Origin of the sequence: Paracoccus sp. UBA889, from assembly GCA_002294185.1 — a bacterium.
Classification (GTDB): domain Bacteria; phylum Pseudomonadota; class Alphaproteobacteria; order Rhodobacterales; family Rhodobacteraceae; genus Paracoccus.
On record DBFD01000002.1, the window covers coordinates 1 to 17180 of the forward strand.

General features: G+C 65.8%; 14 protein-coding genes. 3 read left to right on the forward strand and 11 right to left on the reverse strand.

Annotated elements, in window-relative coordinates; translation table 11 throughout:
* Positions 1 to 328: 328 nt before the first annotated feature.
* The 5 genes from xylA to xylF all read right to left on the reverse strand — a co-directional run bounded on the left by xylA (position 329) and on the right by xylF (position 6240).
* A complete protein-coding gene (gene xylA, locus B4L36_RS00175) occupies positions 329 to 1621 on the reverse strand; it encodes a xylose isomerase (protein WP_292950656.1) in 1293 nt (430 codons plus the stop codon).
* 1 nt (position 1622) lies between these two features.
* Entirely contained in the window at positions 1623 to 3056 is a 1434-nt protein-coding gene (xylB, locus tag B4L36_RS00180; protein WP_292950658.1) for a xylulokinase, read from the reverse strand.
* Positions 3056 to 3817, reverse strand: coding sequence for an ATP-binding cassette domain-containing protein (locus tag B4L36_RS00185; protein WP_292950660.1), 762 nt, complete (start codon positions 3815 to 3817; stop codon positions 3056 to 3058). Before B4L36_RS00185 ends, xylB begins: the two co-directional genes overlap by 1 nt.
* Positions 3817 to 5115, reverse strand: coding sequence for a sugar ABC transporter permease (locus B4L36_RS00190; protein WP_292950662.1), 1299 nt, complete (start codon positions 5113 to 5115; stop codon positions 3817 to 3819). The genes B4L36_RS00185 and B4L36_RS00190 overlap by 1 nt, the downstream gene beginning before the upstream one ends.
* A 93-nt stretch (positions 5116 to 5208) precedes the next feature.
* Positions 5209 to 6240, reverse strand: coding sequence for a D-xylose ABC transporter substrate-binding protein (gene xylF, locus B4L36_RS00195; RefSeq protein ID WP_292950664.1), 1032 nt, complete (start codon positions 6238 to 6240; stop codon positions 5209 to 5211).
* A gap of 295 nt (positions 6241 to 6535) precedes the next feature.
* Here xylF and B4L36_RS00200 point away from each other — a divergent pair, with 295 nt between their 5' ends.
* Together B4L36_RS00200 and B4L36_RS00205 are read left to right on the forward strand one after the other, a co-directional pair.
* Positions 6536 to 7687 carry an ROK family transcriptional regulator gene (locus tag B4L36_RS00200; RefSeq protein WP_292950666.1) on the forward strand — a complete coding sequence of 384 codons (1152 nt, stop codon included), beginning with the start codon at positions 6536 to 6538 and terminating at the stop codon, positions 7685 to 7687.
* Complete coding sequence (locus B4L36_RS00205; protein WP_292950668.1) at positions 7684 to 9147, forward strand: CRTAC1 family protein; 1464 nt, start codon at positions 7684 to 7686, stop codon at positions 9145 to 9147. Before B4L36_RS00200 ends, B4L36_RS00205 begins: the two co-directional genes overlap by 4 nt.
* A 43-nt stretch (positions 9148 to 9190) precedes the next feature.
* Here the strand turns inward: B4L36_RS00205 and B4L36_RS00210 are convergent, their stop codons facing one another.
* From B4L36_RS00210 to B4L36_RS00230, 5 genes are all read right to left on the reverse strand, one after another.
* On the reverse strand, positions 9191 to 10489 hold the full coding sequence (locus tag B4L36_RS00210; RefSeq protein ID WP_292950670.1) for a cytochrome-c peroxidase: 1299 nt from the start codon (positions 10487 to 10489) through the stop codon (positions 9191 to 9193).
* A gap of 146 nt (positions 10490 to 10635) precedes the next feature.
* Positions 10636 to 11862, reverse strand: a complete 1227-nt coding sequence (locus B4L36_RS00215) for a Hint domain-containing protein (protein ID WP_292950672.1) — start codon at positions 11860 to 11862, stop codon at positions 10636 to 10638.
* Positions 11863 to 12089: 227 nt separating this feature from the next.
* Positions 12090 to 12794, reverse strand: a complete 705-nt coding sequence (locus B4L36_RS00220) for a sulfite exporter TauE/SafE family protein (RefSeq protein ID WP_292950674.1) — start codon at positions 12792 to 12794, stop codon at positions 12090 to 12092.
* Positions 12791 to 14188 carry an amidohydrolase family protein gene (locus B4L36_RS00225; protein WP_292950676.1) on the reverse strand — a complete coding sequence of 466 codons (1398 nt, stop codon included), beginning with the start codon at positions 14186 to 14188 and terminating at the stop codon, positions 12791 to 12793. Before B4L36_RS00225 ends, B4L36_RS00220 begins: the two co-directional genes overlap by 4 nt.
* On the reverse strand, positions 14188 to 15483 hold the full coding sequence (locus B4L36_RS00230) for a uracil-xanthine permease family protein (RefSeq protein ID WP_292950678.1): 1296 nt from the start codon (positions 15481 to 15483) through the stop codon (positions 14188 to 14190). Before B4L36_RS00230 ends, B4L36_RS00225 begins: the two co-directional genes overlap by 1 nt.
* A gap of 227 nt (positions 15484 to 15710) precedes the next feature.
* Between B4L36_RS00230 and B4L36_RS00235 the strand changes: the two genes are divergently transcribed.
* Complete coding sequence (locus B4L36_RS00235; RefSeq protein ID WP_292950680.1) at positions 15711 to 16703, forward strand: substrate-binding domain-containing protein; 993 nt, start codon at positions 15711 to 15713, stop codon at positions 16701 to 16703.
* Positions 16704 to 16842: 139 nt separating this feature from the next.
* Here the strand turns inward: B4L36_RS00235 and B4L36_RS00240 are convergent.
* A partial coding sequence (locus B4L36_RS00240; RefSeq protein ID WP_292950682.1) for a hypothetical protein occupies positions 16843 to 17180 on the reverse strand: 338 nt, incomplete at its 5' end.

The window sequence follows — 17180 nt, forward strand, 5'->3', positions numbered from 1 at the left end:
CTGCGGCTGACCGTGGCGTGAGGCTCCGAAACCTGACGGTGACCGGCACACCCAGATGCGAGTGCCGGCTCGCCGTCATGTTGGGAAAGTCGCCTCATTTGCGCCTGCCATAAAACGGCTCGTTAAGGCGCCGTTTTATGAAACTGATCTGCTGCAAATCTTTCTGTCAAACTGTGCAAATTTTCGTGGCGCACTACACCGGGTCCGTCATCCTTCAGGGGGTTTGCCCTACGGTCCCGGCTGCCGCGAAGGGGCCGCATCAAACACCTGCGCCGTGGCCGGCCGAAAAGCCCGGCCCCCGCCGGGTTCCCGGCGCAAGCGCAATCGGTCAGACGTAGCGGTTGACGATGTTTTCCAGCCGCTCCTGCCGGCCCGAGACTGGCGCCGGGTTCGTTCCCTCGGCCATGACACGATCTGCGATGCTGGCCAGGTCGGAATCAAGCAGTGCGCGCTGCTGGTCCCATGCCGCATAGCGGGCCCTTCGCGCCGTTTCCAGCGCGCCGTCTTCCAGCATCCTGGCGGCTGCCTTCAGCCCGCGGGCGCAGACATCCATCGCGCCGACATGCGCGGCCAGCAGATCCACCGGATCCAGCGATTGGCGACGCAGCTTGGAATCGAAGTTCGTTCCCCCGGTGGTAAATCCGCCGGCCTTGAGAACCTCGTAATAGGCAAGCGCGGTTTCGGGAACGTTGTTGGGGAATTGATCGGTGTCCCAGCCCGATTGATAATCGTTGCGGTTCATGTCGATCGATCCGAAGATGCCAAGCGCCGCGGCCAGGGCCAGTTCGTGTTCGAAACTGTGCCCGGCAAGGATGGCGTGGCCCTGCTCGATATTGACCCTGACCTCCTTCTCCAGGCCGAAATCCTTCAGGAAGCCGTAAACCGTGGCAACGTCGTAATCGTATTGATGCTTGGTCGGTTCCTGGGGCTTCGGTTCGATCAGGATGGCGCCCTCGAAGCCGATCTTGCGGGCGTAATCGACCGCCATCGACAGGAACCGCCCCGCCTGCTGGCGTTCGCGCTTGAGATCGGTGTTCAACAGCGTCTCATAGCCCTCGCGCCCGCCCCACAGCACATAATTCTGCCCGCCCAGCTTGTGGGTGGCGTCGATGCAGGTCTTCACCGTCGCGGCGGCGAAGGCAAAGACATCCGGGTCGGGATTTGTCGCCGCCCCCGCCATGTAGCGGCGGTTCGAAAAGAGATTTGCCGTCCCCCACAGAAGCTGCGGCCCCCCGGCGGCCATCTTCTGACCGATATAGTCGGTGATTTCTTCCAGCCGCCTGGTGTTCTCGGCAAAGCTGTCCGCCTCGGGGCGGATGTCGACGTCGTGGAAACAGAAGAATGGCTGCCCCAGAAGGGCGAACATCTCGAACGCCACGTCGGCCTTCATCCGGGCAAGCGCCATCGTGTCGCCGAACCAAGGCCGCTCGAAGGTCTGGCCGCCGAAAGGATCGCCTCCGGGCCAGGCGAAGCTGTGCCACCAGGCGACGGAGAACCGCAGGTGATCCTCCATCCGCTTGCCCATCACCATCTCGTCCGGATCGTAGTGACGATAGCTGAGATCGTCCGAAGCGTTCGGATCGAAGCGGACCGGCGCGATATCGCCGAAAAAGTCTGTCATGTCAGAGATCCTTCAGAATCGTATAGGCGGTCTGATAGCGCGCATGGGCCTGCGAGAAGGCCTCGGACAGATTGTCCTGCGGCTCGATCGTCCGCGCGATGTCGGGCGGCGTCGCGATTTCGGCGCCGGCGCCCGTGGCCGCCATCTGTGCCAGGCGCGCCGCGCCAAGGGCCGCGCCGAATTCGCCCGACCGGGGTACATGCAGAGGGATACCCAGCGTCGTCGCCAGCACCGCCAGCCAGTAATCCGATCGCGCGCCCCCGCCAAGCGCCAGCGCGCCCTCGATCCGGGTGCCGGTCGCCGCCAGCCGGTCACGGCAATCGGCGAAGGCGAAGGACACGCCCTCGATCACCGCGCGGGCGGCCGCGCGGGCATCGGTGGCGTGGTCCAGATGCAGGAACTGGCCCCGGATGCGCGCGTCGTTATGGGGCGTCCGTTCTCCGCCCAGATAGGGCAGGAACAGCGTTCGGCCGGGTGCGCGCAGCGGCGACAGGTCCGAGGTCAGCTGCGCCGCCGACTGGCCCGTCAGCCGCGACAGCCATTCCAGCGCATCCGTCGCCGCCAGGATCACGCCCATCTGGTGCCAGGTCCGGGGAACCGCGTGACAGAAGCTGTGCACGGCCGTGGCGGGGTCGGGGCGGTAGCCATCGGTGGCGGCGAACAGGACGCCAGAGGTTCCCAGGCTGATGAAGGCGCTGCCATCGGCGACGACGCCGGCGCCGATGGCAGCCGCGCAATTGTCGCCGGCGCCACCCGCCACGGGCACGCGCGGCAGGCCCAGTTCGCGTGCCAGATCGGCGCGCAGGGTGCCGCCGACGGCCGATCCCTCGACCAGCGCGGGCATGTGGTCGCGCGTCAGATGGCAACGGGACAGAAGATCGTCCGACCAGTCCCGCGCGCCGACGTCGAACCAGGCCGTGCCCGAGGCGTCGGACATGTCCGAGACATGATCCCCGGTCAGGTAGAGACGCAGATAATCCTTGGGCAGCAGAACCTTGGCGATCCTGTCGAAAATCTCGGGCTCGTTGCGGCGCACCCATTCCGTCTTGGGTGCGGTGAACCCCGGAAAGACGATGTTGCCGGTGATCGCGCGGAACCGTGGATCGCCATCCATCTCGGCGGCCTCGGCATGGGCCCGGGTGTCGTTCCACAAGAGGCAGGGCCGCAGCGCGCGGCCATCGGCCCCGACCAGCGTCGCCCCGTGCATGTGGCCGGCCAGACCGATCCCCTCCAGCCCGGACAGGTCGTGCTTGCCGGCCAGCGTGCGCAGCGCGTCGCGCGCCGCCGCGCACCAGCTTTCGGGCGCCTGTTCGGACCAGCCGTCAAGGGGCCGCTGGACCGACAGCGGGACCGAATGTTCGGCCAGAAGCCGCTGTTCCGAGTCGATCAGGATCGCCTTCAGCGACGATGTGCCCAGGTCGAGGCCCACGAACATCAGGCCGCCGCCCTTGGGTTCTTTCCCAGGATGATCATCGACAGGATGTCATCCTCGGTCACGTCCTCGACCCGCTCGCTGCCGACCAGTTGCCCGTTCTTCATCACCGAGACGCGGTCGCACAGTTCCATCATCTCGCGGGTATCGTGACTGATCAGGAAGATGCCCAGCCCCTGCGCCTTCAATTCCTGGATCAGGTCGGCGACCATCTTGGTCTCGTGCACGCCAAGCGCGGCGGTCGGTTCGTCCATGATCAGGATCCGGGCATTGAAATAGACCGCGCGGGCGATGGCGACGGATTGCCGCTGACCGCCGGACAGGGCGCTGACCGGGACGTTGATCTTGCGGAAATTGGGGTTCAGGCGCGCCATGATCTTGCGCGTCTCCGATTCCATCCTCGCATCGTCCACGAAACCCAGGCTGGTGGTCAGTTCGCGGCCCAGGAACAGGTTCGCGGGTGCGTCCAGATTGTCGGCCAGCGCCAGCGTCTGGTAGATCGTCTCGATGTTGTAGCGCCGCGCATCGGCGGGGCTGCGGATGTCCGCGGGCTTGCCGTCGATCAGGATCTCGCCCGAATCGCGCTGATAGGCCCCCGCGAGGATCTTGATCAGGGTCGATTTGCCCGCGCCGTTATGGCCCAGCAGGCCCACCACCTCGCCGGGATAGAGATCCATCGACACATGATCGACGGCCCGAATGCCGCCGAAGGCGATGCTGATGTCCTTCAGTTCGACAAGCGGCGTTCCGCGATGATCTGCCATCAATCCTGACTCCCTATGCGCCGGCGATACCAGATGTCGATCAGCACGGCCGCGACCAGCACGGCGCCGACGACGATGTTCTGCAACGGCGCGTCCACGCCGACCATGGCCATCCCCGATTGCAGCGATTGCATGATCAGCGCGCCGATGATCGCGCCGTAGATCGTGCCGACGCCGCCCTTCAGCGCGGTGCCGCCGATGACGGCGGCGGCGATTACCCGCAATTCGTCCAGAACCCCGATATCATTGGAGTGATAGGTCAGGCGCGAGGATGCCACGACCGCCGAAATGGCGCAGAGAACGCCAAGCAGCGTGAAGATCTTGACCGTCAGCAGGCGCGTGTTGATGCCCGACAGTTCCGCGGCGTCGGGGTTGCCGCCGGTGGCGAAGATATAGCGCCCGAACCGCGTGCGCCGGGCGATGATGGTCATCACGATCGCGACCGCGATCAGCAACACCACCGAGATCGGCACGCCGTAGCCCTGGGTCAGTCCTTCGGGCATGACCTCGCCGCGCGCCTCGAACCGGCGCTCCAGCAATCGGCTGGGGATGGTGTAGGCGTTCATGATCGCGACGAATCCCATGATCGCCACGACGATGATCGCACCCACCGCCGCTTCGGCCCAAAGCGGTTTGACGTGGAATTCATGCGTGATCTTGTTGCGGCGCGCCGACCACAGCGCCCAGACCGCCGCGACCGAGGCGGCGATGGCCAGGATCCAGCTTCCGGTCTGGCCCAGCGTGCCGTTGATGCCACCGAAAAGCTGGAATGTGCTGTCCAGTGGGCCGATGGTCTGACCGCTGGTGATGTACCAGGCCACGTTGCGCCAGACCAGCAGGCCGCCCAGGGTGACGATGAAGGCGGGGATCGTCAGATAGCCGACAAGCCAGCCCTGGAATGCACCGATCGCGCCGCCGGTGATGATGCCCACCGCGATGGCAACCCAGGCCGTCGCCGGATGGTTCAACCCCAGCCCCAGCCAGTTCGGCATCACCTCTGTCTGCGTCACTGCCATCACCGCCGAGGCGGTCGCGAGGATCGAACCGACCGACAGGTCGATATGGCGGTCCACGATGATGAAGACCATTCCGGTCGCCATGATGGCGACGGATGCCGTCTGGATCGTCAGGTTGAACAGGTTCCGGGGCGTGATGAACCGGCCGCCCGAGGCCAGGTGAAACGCCAGCGCGATCAGGATGAAGGCGCCGATCATGCCCAGCAGGCGGGTATCGAGTTCCAGCGCCGCGAACCCCTTGCGGGCGGGCGGCGCGGATTGGGACGTGGCCGAATCTGCCATCAGACCTCCGGAAATGGGAACCGGGCGAGCGGCAGGCACGCCCTCGCCAGAAGAATGGTCCGCCCCGTGTCGTCAGGGCGGACCGGTTTCAGATCAGTTGCAGGGTGCCGGACCGTTCGAAACGCCCTGGCACAATGCCTCCTTGGTGATCCAGCCTGCGTCCACCACAACGTTGAGGTTGTCCTTGGTGATCGGGATCGGCTTGAGGAACTTGGCCCAAAGCTTGGATCCGCCGGGCGAGGTCCATTCCTCGGCGCCTTCGATGGCGGACATCTCGGTGCCCTGCGCCATGGCCACGGCGATTTCGGCGGCATTCTTGCCAAGCTCGCGCGAATCCTTCCAGACATCGACAGTCTGCGTGCCCTTGGCGATGCGGTTCAGCGCGGCGTGGTCGCCATCCTGACCCGACACCGGGACCACACCGTCAAGACCCTGCGCCGTCAGCGCCGCGATCACGCCGCCGGCCGTGCCGTCGTTGGAGGCGACGACGGCATCGACCTCGTTGTTCTGCGCGGTCAGGATCTGTTCCATGTTCCGTTGCGCATTGGCGGGCAGCCAGCCGTCGGTATAGGCTTCGCCCACGATCGTGATGTCGCCCGCGTCGATGGCCTTTTGCAGCACTTCCTGCTGGCCGCCGCGCAGGAAGTCGGCGTTCGGATCGGTGGGCGAGCCCTTGATCATCACGTAATTGCCCGTGGGCTGCGCGTCAAAGACGGCCTGGGCCTGCATCCGGCCGACCTCGACATTGTCAAAGGTCAGATAGAAGGCATAGGGATCCTCGATCAGGCGATCATATCCCACGACCGGGATCCCCTCGTTCTTGGCGGCGGTCACGGCGGGCCCGATGGCCTCGCTGTCCTGCGCCAGGATGATCAGCGCATCAGCGCCCTGCGAGATCAGCGATTCGACGTCCGAAAGCTGCTTGGAGGACGAGGATTGCGCATCCGTCGAAATGTAGCTGGCGCCGGCGGCTTCCAGCGCCTGCTTGATCGCCGCCTCGTCCGTCTTCCAGCGTTCTTCCTGAAAGTTCGACCAGCTTACGCCGACGACCGGCGCATCCTGCGCCAGCGCGGCGCTGGCGAATGTCAGCGTGGCGGCCGCGGCCGCCGTCAGAATTTTTTTCATGCTATCCTCCCGTTGGCGTAGAGCCCGCAGCATCGCCCCGGACCCGATGCCCGCAGGGAACCAAGTTTATGTTCGATTGTCAAAATTAATTTGACGCAGGGAGGCAAGAATCGTTCACTCGGCCTGCGTCGTCCGACGAAGGACGTGCTGGAAGGCTGCCTGCCTTCCGGGGGGTGGGAGTTATTAATTGCGGGATCGAACAAAAGTTCTGGATGTCACCCGGCCTGCCAGGACCAGGCTTGCCGAGGCAGACACACCGGGTTGCGGTCCCCTTCGGGGGGCGCGGCAGGCCGGGGTGCTGTCGCTCAAGCAGCAGATCTACGAACAGATCCGGTCCGCGGGCCGAATCAGCCGGGCCGCGCTTGCCAAGGCCTTGCGGGTTTCCCCGGGTTCGGTCACGCCGCTGGTTTCGGATCTTCTTGCCGCCGACCTTCTGCGCGAGCCGGAAAACGCCGCGCGCCATGCCGGGCGCGGGCGGCCGCCGGTGACGCTGGCGGTGAATGCGCAGCGCGGCCTGGTCGCCGGACTCAAGGTCAGCGATCACGATTATTCGGCCGTGCTCGTCGATCTGGCGGGACAGCCAGTTGCCGGGGCCACCCTGCCCCGCGCCGCGGAATCCCGTTCGGTCGCCAGCATGCTGGACGAGGTGGATTGCCTCTATTCGCGCCTGCTCTGCGCGGCCGGACCGCAGATGCCGCCGGTTCTGGGCGCGGGGCTGGGAATGCCCGGCATGGTCGATCACGCCAGCGGCCGGCTGCGCTGGTCGCCGATCGTCGATGAACGCGACGTGGATCTGGCGGCGCTGGTCTCGGCTCGTCTGGGCCTTCCCGCCTCGGTGGACAACGACGCGAACCTGCTGACCATGGCCGAATTGTGGTTCGGCAAGGGACGGTCGCTGTCGGATTTCGCGGTCGTGACCATCGAATACGGGGTCGGGCTGGGGCTGGTCGTCGATCACGCACCCTATCGCGGCGCGCATGGCCTGGGCATGGAACTGGGCCATACCAAGGTGCAGCTTGATGGTGCGCTGTGCCGCTGCGGTCAGCGCGGCTGCCTGGAAGCCTATGTCGCCGATTTCGCGCTGGTCCGCGAGGCGCCGATCGCCCTGAACGGCGAACTGCCCCGGCGCGGCGAGATCCTGGAATCGCTGTTCCGGCAGGCCAAGGACGGCAACGAGGCGGCGCGGGCGATCTTTGACCGGGCCGGCCGTTATCTGGCGCTTGGCCTGGCCAATGTCGCCAATCTTTTCGATCCGCGCCGCATCATCCTGTCGGGCAGCCGGATGCGCTATGATTTCCTCTATGCCGAGGAAATGCTGGCCGAGGTGGCCAGCCTGACGCTGAACCCGCCGCCCCCGATCGAGGTCCATGCCTGGGACGACCTGGTCTGGGCGCGCGGCGCGGCGGCGCTGGCGCTGTCGGACCTGACGCCCAGGCTGATGTCATGATCCGCTGGCTGCTGCTTGTGCTGCTGGCCACGCCCGTTGCCGCCGCCGATCCGATCTTCCAGGCGGTCAAGGTGCCCGACCATGTCTATACCGGCGGCTGGGAACATTTCGTCGGCGGCGGTCTGGCCGCCTTCGACTGCGACGGCGATTCGCTGCCGGAATTGCTGGCGGCGGGGGGCACGTCACCCATGACGCTGCTGCGCAACCGCGGCGGCATGGTCTTCGAACGGGGCGAATTTCCGGTCATCACCGGCGCCAGCGGCGTCTATGCGCTTGATCTGGACGGCGACGGGGCGATGGATCTGGTCGTCCTGCGGGTCGGCCCGAACCTGACGTTGAAGGGCGACGGCGCGTGCGGCTTTGCCGTTTACGATTTCGGCGTGACGCCGGGCGATGCCTGGACCACCGCATTCTCGGCGATCTGGGAAGCGGGAAGGACGCGGCCGACACTGGCCTTCGGAAATTATGTGGACCGCCAGGATCCCGACGGGCCGTTTCAGGCCTGCGACGACAATCTGCTGCTGCGGCCCGAGGCAGAGGGTTATGCCGAAACCATCCTGACGCCCGGCTTTTGCGCGCTGTCGATCCTGTTCTCGGACGAGAACCGCGACGGCCGCGCCACTTTGCGGCTGTCGAACGACCGGCAATATTACGTTCGCGACGGCGCCGAACAGATGTGGTCCCCTACCGAGAACCGGTTCCTCGGGCCCGAAGACGGGTTCGAGGGCCCGTCGATCTGGGGAATGGGCATCGCCTCGCGCGACATCACCGGCGACGGGCTGCCCGACCTGGTACTGACCTCGATGGGCGATCAGTTGACCATGCTGTCGACCCCGACCGGGCTGGAAATGGCACCCTACGAGATCGGCAGCTTCGCGCAACGGCCCCATGTCGGTGATGACGGACGCCCCTCGACCGGCTGGCACGCCGCTTGGGGCGACGTGGACAATGACGGCGATGCGGATCTGTTCATCGCCAAGGGCAATGTCGATCAGATGCCGGACATGGCGATGGATGATCCCAACAACCTGCTGCTGAACGAGGCGGGACGTTTCCGCGAAGTCGCCGCGTCGGCCGGGGTCGCCTCGATGCGGCGCGGGCGCGGCGCGGCGCTGGTCGACCTGGACGGCGACGGCCGGCTGGATCTGGCCGTGGTCAACCGCCGCGCGCCGCTGGAGGTCTGGCGCAATCTGTCCACGGCGGGTCGCGCGGTCTCGGTATCGCTGTCGCAGCCCGGCGGCAATCGCGATGCCGTCGGCGCCTGGGTCGAGCTGCGCACAAAGGCCGGAACGCAGATTCAGGAACTGACAATCGGCGGCGGCCATGCCGGGGGCGCGGTGTCGCCCCTGCATTTCGGAATCGGTGACGCCACCAGTGCCGAGATTCGCGTGACCTGGCCGGATGGCAGCATCGGCGAATGGACACGAACCGGGCCCGGACCGGTCCTGATCCGGCGATGATAACGGCCGCGCGCGCCGCGGTGATGATGGCGTCCCGCCGTGGTCAGCGATCCACCGGCAGACCGGACGGCACCGTCGCGGGCGGACCCAGCCGACCCTTCAGCGCCGCATCGTCCCGCAGCGTCGCCAGAAACGCCATCAAGGCATCAAGATCCCGGTCATTCAGCACCATGTCGCGGCCTTCGATCGCCGCCGAAATCGCCGCGACCTCGGCCGGATCGTCCATCACGCGCCAGTCGTCCTGCTGCGGGACGCCCATATCCGGCAGCGTCGCGTCGCGGGCATAGGTTCGCAGCGCCTGACGCGGGGCGGCGTGATCGCGGACGAACCGGCGCAGATCCGAATAGGCGCCGGCATGGCCCCAGGGCCCGGTCTCGGTCACGTTGCGCAGCGACGGCGTGCGGAACGCGAAACGATCCGCTTCCCGTCCGGTGACGCGAAAGCGGCCGTCGTCGCGGGCATGGCGTTCGAACCGCGCGCGCTTGCCGGGCCCCAGTTGCGGCTGGCCCGTCGCGTGAAACCCGTGATCGGTCTGGAAGGGACCGGAATGACAGGTCGCGCAGCCGGTGGATCCGTAGAACAGTTGCGCCCCCTGCAAGGCAGCGTCAGGCAGATCGCCGGTGCCGCGCAACCAGGCGTCGAAGGGCGCCGTGTCCGACCGCCACTCCGCCTCGACAAACTGGGCGATGGCGTCCGAGATGTCGGTAAAGTCCAGCTTGTCGTCGCCGGGAAATGCGTCCTCGAACATCGCGGCGTATTCGGGGATGGCACGGACACGGGCCGCGATCAGATCCCAGGCGCCGTCCTCGCCGGTGATCAGACCCTTTCGGACTGCCCGGCTGACCTCGTTCTCGGAATAATGCCCGGCCATCTCGTCGGCCGACAGCACGGGAAACATCGTCTGTGCCGACAAAAGCGTGTCGAAGCCGCGCACCATCTCCGGACCCATCGGCGTGCGCAGGCTGCCATCGGGCAGGCTTTCGATCCGGCCGTCGTCGAAAAGGCGAATGAATTCGGTCGCGCCCAGATTCCAGAGTCCGGGCGCGTTGCGCGGCACCCGCTGCTCGGGCGGGTTTTGCGGATCGGCGATCCTGTCCGGTCCAAGCCCCATCCCGCCCTCGCCCATGCCCAGCGACAGCCCGTCGCCGGTGCCAAAGCGCGGATTGTGGCAGGTGGCGCAACTGATGTTGCGGTTGCCCGACAGGATCGGATCCCAGAACAGCAGCCGCCCCAACGCCACCCGATCCGGATCGGTCGGCCGATAGGCATCATCGCCGACCGCCGCCGGAAACTCGGTCGCGGCGGCGGGAAAGGCGAGGATCAGAACCAGAACGCGAAACATGTCCCGGATAGAAGCACGGCGCGACGAACGAGGAAAGGTCGGTATGGGGCGCGACATCGGCGATGTCGGGGAAGATCGCATCGTGCAGCCGCCGGACACTGCCCGGAATCGCCGGCATCGTCCGGCGCCGACAGCTTGCGTTCAGATCATGCCCCGGGCTCGGCGACCAGTTCGCGTCCGTTCCTGACATGGCGCGCCACCATGTTTCGCGCTTTCCTGCCGGACGCGATCGGCTTTGCGCTTGCGGCGCTTTCGCGGCGATCCTGCAGTTGGGGAAACAGGGCGAAGATCTCGGCACGCGCGATCTCTCCGACGGCTTTCATCGCCTGGTCACCGGTATACATCGCCTCGGTGGCCGCGCCGTTGGAAAACACCACCTCATGCCGTTCGAACAGCATGTGATAATACACCACATCGGTGTCGTCTTCCACGACGTCGATCCCGTCGATTTCCGTCAGATGCGTGGCGGCGACCAGCACCTCATCGGCACAGAACATCCGCTGAGCGATCTGGGACCGGACCAGAACCCGGTGCTGGGGCGACAGGAAGAGGTCCGATTCCGGCATCCCTTGTCCAAGCGCCCCGGCGCGAACCCTTATAGGGCGCAGCTTGGGTTTGCGCTGCAGCGCAGAGGCGTCCAGACGGGCGCAGCCGATCCAGCGCAGCGGCTGCAGACCGTGATCCATGGTCCGGACCAGATCGCCCACCTTCAGCGATTCCACCGCAACCGGACCATCCGCCGTCTCGATCATCGTGCCACGCAGGAAACACGGCACCACCTCGTCATCGCTCAGGACAAGTTCGCCGGAAGCGTCGTAATCGAGGGTGACGATGGCGGTGTTCGCCGTGCTCTGCAACAGGTTGCCGGTTCCCCTGATCGTGGCGGCAGCCGCTGGTCCCGCAAGCGGCACCGCGGCGACGGCGTCGGCCAGTTGGTCGGTGATCTCCGAAATGGGGGCCGTGACCTCGACCGGCGTGCCCGCCACCGTGATCGAGGCGGTCACGGCGATATGGGCATCGTCCACAGGCTCATCGGAGAGGAAATAGTATTCCCCGTCATCGCCCTCGAAGATGTCCCCGGCAATGGGGTTCACCTGCAACGAGACATTCGCCAGCGCGGGAATGCCGACGGTGACGAGGGCGTTGTTGATTTCGGCAGAACCAAGATAGGTTCCAGAAGCCAGCGTCGTGCCGTCGGAGGTGACGGTTGCGATCTCGTCGCCGTTCTGCAGCGTCGTGCCGTTTGTCGCCTCGACATCATACCTCTCGAATTCCTGCGAGGACTCGAAGGCGTTCAGCAGCGATGTATCGGGGACGAAGGCAATCGACCCATCCACGCCCACCGTGATCAATGAAGAGGGGATCTGTGTCACATATGGCATTGTCGGACTTTCAACTGGCGAAGCTTTGCTTCGCGGCCACATTTGGCTGTCCGGATAGAGGCAGGCCAAATATCCGCACGGCAATCACAAGAGGATGGTAACGCCTGCGCGGCATTTTCACAACCTGTCGGTGAGCGGGCTCGCGCGAAGTGATCGGCGCGGTTGCGCGGCAGGAAGAAGGGTCGTGCGCCGACCCTGCATGACACGCCGCGCGCCGGTCACGACCTCAGGATCAGGAAGGCGCCGCTGACAACCGCGAAGATCAGGACCGCATAGCGCAGGCTGCCACCGCCTATATGCGCGTGCGTCCGGCGCGACAGGGCGCTGCCCGCCATGATCGCCGGCATCAGGATCAGCGCGGCACTGGCCTGCGACATCTGGAACATGCCCATGATGGCAAGGATCGCCAGCGAGATCACCTCGCCCACGAAGAAGCAGGTGGCGACGGTCGAACGCAGCACCGGCCCCGGCGCGTGCTGATACAGCAACGCAAGCGGCGGGCCGCCAATGCCGGTCGCCGTTTCGGTGACGCCGGTAAACAGCCCCACCCCCAGTGCCGCCGGCCGGTTCGGGTCGAATCGAGGCGCCAGCAAAGCCACGGCGGCGGCGATCACCGTGAACCAGCCGACCGCCAGGCCCAGGTGACGACCGCTCAGCGCGGCCAGCATCCACAGGCCCGCGAAGGTGCCGAAGAACCGCCCCAGCGTGATCCAGCCGGTGCCCAGCCGATCGATATCGCCGCGCTCGCGCCAGGCGATGTGGAAATTCAGCGGCAGCATCAGGATCAACAGCGTTACCGGCAGGTATTCAGGTGCCAGGATGCCGAAGACCGGGGCGACGATCAGCGCGAAACCGATTCCGATCGCGCCCTGGATGAAGGCGGCCACGAAAACCGCGGCAGAGAGGATCAGGAACAGGGTCACGCGGGGGCCTTTGCGCAGCGGTAATCGGCGGGAGGATGGATACGGGTGATCGGTGCGGCAGCGATGGCGCCGGCCGTGGTTTCGCGGATCTCGGTCAGCAAGGCACGGGCGTCCCAGTCAACCGGCCAGCCCTGCCACAGCCGCAGCCGGCCTTGGGTGAAAACCGCGTCGATCTGGTCCCGGTTGCCATAGCGGACCAGTTCCCATGTCAGATCGTGCGAGGGGGTGAATTCCGGACGGTCCAGATCGACCAGCAGGAAATCTGCGGCCAGGCCGGGCGCGATGCGGCCGGTGACGGCGCCAAGTCCGGCCGCATCTGCGGCCATGCCCGTCGCTGCCGCCAGCCACAGCCAGCCGCCACCGCAAGAACTGTCGCCCGAGGCAAGGCCATAGCCTGCACGTTGCAGCGATTCGCCTGCGTCCATCAGGCGGAACCCGTCCGCGCGGGTGCCGTCGGTGCCCAGTCCGAAACGGATGCCCAGCGCGGCCATCTGCAGCGCCGGGGCGATGGCATTGCCCTTCCAGATCGAGGCCACCGGGTTATACGCGACCGCCGTGCCGGTATCGCGCAGGATGTTCAGTTCGCCCGGCGTCACAAGCGTCGCATGCGCGATCAGGACATGCGGCCCCAGCGCGCCGATATGGGCCAGATGTTCCAGCGGGCGGCGGCCATTGGCGACCAGTGACCGTTCGACCGCCACCAGATGTTCGTTCACATGGGTCTGGAAGATCGCCCCGGCCTCTGCCGCCATGTGCGACATCCGCGCCAGCATGCCGTCGCTGCCGACTTCGGGGATGGATATGGCCAGCGAGGGATGCAGCAGCGGATCGCCTTCACCGGCATGCAGATGCGCTTCGGCGCGCGCGATGATCCGGTCCGGCGGCGGCACATCGGCCGCACCGCCCAGATCGTTGCAGATCAGCCCGATGACCGAGCGGATCCCCGTCTCTTGCACGGCCGTCTTCACCGCTTCCAGATGCCCGGCAGATCGCGTGCCCGCATCGACCGCGCAGGTGAAGCCGCCGCGCAGGCATTCCAGCGCGGCAAGCTTCGAGGACAGGTAGACCATGCGCTGATCCAGACTGCCCTCCAGCGGAACCCAAATCCGGCGAAAGATTTCTGACGGCTCGCCGAAGACCAGGGACTTGCCAAGCGACTGGGTCAGATGCGTATGAGTGTCGATGAAGCCGGGCATCATCAGATGATCCGGCAGATCGACGGGCGTCAGGCCGGGATGGCGGGCGGTCAGGTCCGCCGCCGGCGCGATCTCCGCAAATCGTCCGCCGCGGATCAGCGCCGCCATTCCGCTGGCAGGACCGTCCTCAAGCAGCATCCGGCCTGGAACAAGCAGTATCTCGGTCCGCTCGAACAGGGTTTCGGGAAGATCCCTCATCAATTGCTCTCCTGCAGGCTTGGCTCGGCAACAGGACGGACGTGGTGGAACATGGCATTCACGACGGCAGCGGTGATGGTGCCGGCAGCAAGTCCGTTGCCGATGATCATCTGCGACCATTGCGGAAACTGGCTGTAGATACCGGGCACGAGAATCGGCAGCATCCCCATCGCCAGCCCCGAGGCCAGCGTGACCATCGCGCCGTGTTCACGAAGATCGGTGCGGCGCAGAAGGTCGATGCCGATGACGCCGATGATCGCGAAGACGACGACGGCGGTTCCGCCGATCACCGGGCCGGGCAATGCCGAGGCCAGGCGCGACACGGGTGCAAGCAGCGCGATCAGGATCAGGATCACGCCCGCTGTCGCTGTGACATAGCGTGACTTGACGTTGGTTGCACGAACGATGCCGACATTCTCGCCCGAGGTAATGATCAGCGACGTGCCGAACAGTCCGCCGACCAGCGACATGACCGCATCGCCGCGGATGGTGCGCGGCACGATCGCGCGTGCATCTTCGCGCCGGCCCACGATCTCGGCCGTGGCGATGGTCTGGCCGGTGGCCTCGGCCATCGAGATGATCGAGAACACGATCAGTGGCAGCGCGGCGATGAGGTCGAATTTAGGCATTCCGAACGGGAACAGCTGTGGAACCGCGATCAGCGGCCCGTTGCCGACGCCCGACAGGTCGATCTGGCCGAAGATCGCTGCCAGCGCCGTTCCCGCGACAAGCCCCAGCATGACCGAGATGCGCCGCAGCGTGCCGGTGAAGCCCCAGGCGAACAGCACCGTCATCGCGATCGTCGCCAGCGCCAGTCCGACATTCAGCGGATCGGCGAAGTTCTCGCTTCCCGGTCTTCCGGTAATGGTGCCTCCGTAGATGCGCACCAGGTTGACCGAAACCAGCAGCAGCATCGTTCCCACGACAATGGGCGGGAAATACCGTAACAACCGCCGAAAGACCGGCAAGGCCGCGAAATAGAAGATCGCGGTCAGCAGCACCGCGCCCACGGCGGTTTGCACATCGGCCTGCACCGCGATGGCCAGGAAGATCGCGATTGGCGCGCCACCCGGCACCATGATGAAGGGCAGTCGCGCGCCAAATCCCTGCGGTCCGAAACTTTGCAATATCGAACCGAGTCCGCAGACCAGAAACGTCGCGCTGATGACGCTGACCGTCAGCGCAGTGTCGAAGCCCAAAGTCTGGGCGACCAGAAAGACGGCGGTGATCGGCGACGCGGCCATGACCAGCACATGCTGCAGGCCGAACAGGATCAGGCTGCGCGGCGGCAGCATCTGATCGGCGGGGTCTTGTTCCCCTGGCGGAGTTCCGGTGAATGACATTTCGAGCGTTCCCTGTTGCTGTTCAGACGCATTTTCTTCTTTAGCAAAACGTTTTGCGTATTACCGTGCTACCACGATTGACGATTCGCGCAAAACGTTTTGTCGCGTTGGCCCGGACAAAGGTTGCCTTTTCGCCGGGACAAGGCATCTACTGCACCTGGATCAGGCAAGGGGAAGGCGTGCGAAAACCGACGATCATCGATCTGGCCAAGGCCGCAGGAGTATCTCCGACGACCATCTCGCACGCCTTCAGCGGCCGGCGGAAGGTCGATCCGGAAACGCGCGAACGGATCGTCGCGCTGGCCGACAAGATGGGATATCGCCCCAATCAGGCTGCGCAACGTCTGCGCAGCGGGCGCACGGGAACGATCGGGCTGGCCTCGTCGATGCCGTTCGCGGTAGCGGCCGGACCCTCGCGACTGGGCTTTCTCATGGAAATCGCCGCGTCGGCGGCGATGACGGCGCTGACCCGCGACATGGCATTGTGCCTGGTCCCGACATCACCGGGCCGCAATCTCGACAATCTGGGTTTCGACGGCGTGATCGTCGTCGAACCGGCCCGCGACGAACCGTTGATCCGCTATTTCGAAGGGCGGCACACGCCCATCGTGTCGATCGGCAAGGTGCCCGCGCGCCCCGACATTCCGGCGATCGACCTGCATTCGGCGCAGACCGCGCGTCTTCTGCTGGGGCATCTTTTCGATGCCGGCAGCCGGCGCATCGGCCTGATCACCGGCCGGCAGAGACGCACATCCTACGAAGAGACCGAGACGGTCTATGCAGAGTTTTCTGCCGCCCATGCCATGCCGGCGATTGCCCTGAGCCTTGATGAGAATGGCGGCGAGGAACTGGCCGAACGCGAAGCCGCCAAGCTGTTGCAACGGCATCCCCGGCTTGACGGGCTGCTGGTGACGGTCGACGCGCTCGCCACCGGAACGATGACGGCATTGTCGCACCTGGGATTGCGCGTGCCCGACAATGTGCGGCTTGCCACACGATATGACGGCATGCGGGCCCAGCTTGCCCAGCCGCAACTGACCGCGGTCGATCTGCACCTTGATCTGGTGGCCCGGCTTGCCGTGGAGACGCTTCTTGCACGTATCGAAGGACAGGACGCCGCCTTCACCACGCCCTGCCCCGACCTGATCGCCCGGCCATCGAGCGTCGGTTGACCCGATGGCGACCATGACCGCCATCCGGCTTGCCAGACCTGCCGGAATTCCCGCCAGCCGGATCGCCCTGCGCGGCGATCACGGTCATACGCCGGACGGGTCGGGCAACGGCACCGATCCGGCCCCGACGCCATTCATGCTATGAACCGGACGCGGCCGCCTTCAGCGTTCCCGCACCCGCCGACACCGTGGCTCTGCCCTGAGCGGTCGGAAGATCCTCCCAGCAGACCGCGCGGGCGCATTCCCGCGGGGAATGCCCCGTCATCAGACTGATCGCGACCAGAAAGATCAGGCAGACGGCCATGCCCGGAAATACCGGGTCGATGCCCGTTCCCAGAAACGGCCAGATGATCGTGACGGCCATGGCGGAAAGCATCGCCACACTGCAGCCGGCCGCGGTCGCCCGGTGCCAGAACATGACGGCCAGAAACGGGATCACCAGGGTCGTGGTCGAGATCCGCAGGGCCCACTGATAGG

Coding starts and splice junctions, on each gene's coding strand:
- xylA (WP_292950656.1), bottom strand. CDS start 1,621: ATGACAGACTTTTTCGGCGATATCGCGCCGGTCCGCTTCGATCCGAAC.
- xylB (WP_292950658.1), bottom strand. CDS start 3,056: ATGTTCGTGGGCCTCGACCTGGGCACATCGTCGCTGAAGGCGATCCTG.
- B4L36_RS00185 (WP_292950660.1), bottom strand. CDS start 3,817: ATGGCAGATCATCGCGGAACGCCGCTTGTCGAACTGAAGGACATCAGC.
- B4L36_RS00190 (WP_292950662.1), bottom strand. CDS start 5,115: ATGGCAGATTCGGCCACGTCCCAATCCGCGCCGCCCGCCCGCAAGGGG.
- xylF (WP_292950664.1), bottom strand. CDS start 6,240: ATGAAAAAAATTCTGACGGCGGCCGCGGCCGCCACGCTGACATTCGCC.
- B4L36_RS00205 (WP_292950668.1), top strand. CDS start 7,684: ATGATCCGCTGGCTGCTGCTTGTGCTGCTGGCCACGCCCGTTGCCGCC.
- B4L36_RS00210 (WP_292950670.1), bottom strand. CDS start 10,489: ATGTTTCGCGTTCTGGTTCTGATCCTCGCCTTTCCCGCCGCCGCGACC.
- B4L36_RS00225 (WP_292950676.1), bottom strand. CDS start 14,188: ATGAGGGATCTTCCCGAAACCCTGTTCGAGCGGACCGAGATACTGCTT.
- B4L36_RS00230 (WP_292950678.1), bottom strand. CDS start 15,483: ATGCTGCCGCCGCGCAGCCTGATCCTGTTCGGCCTGCAGCATGTGCTG.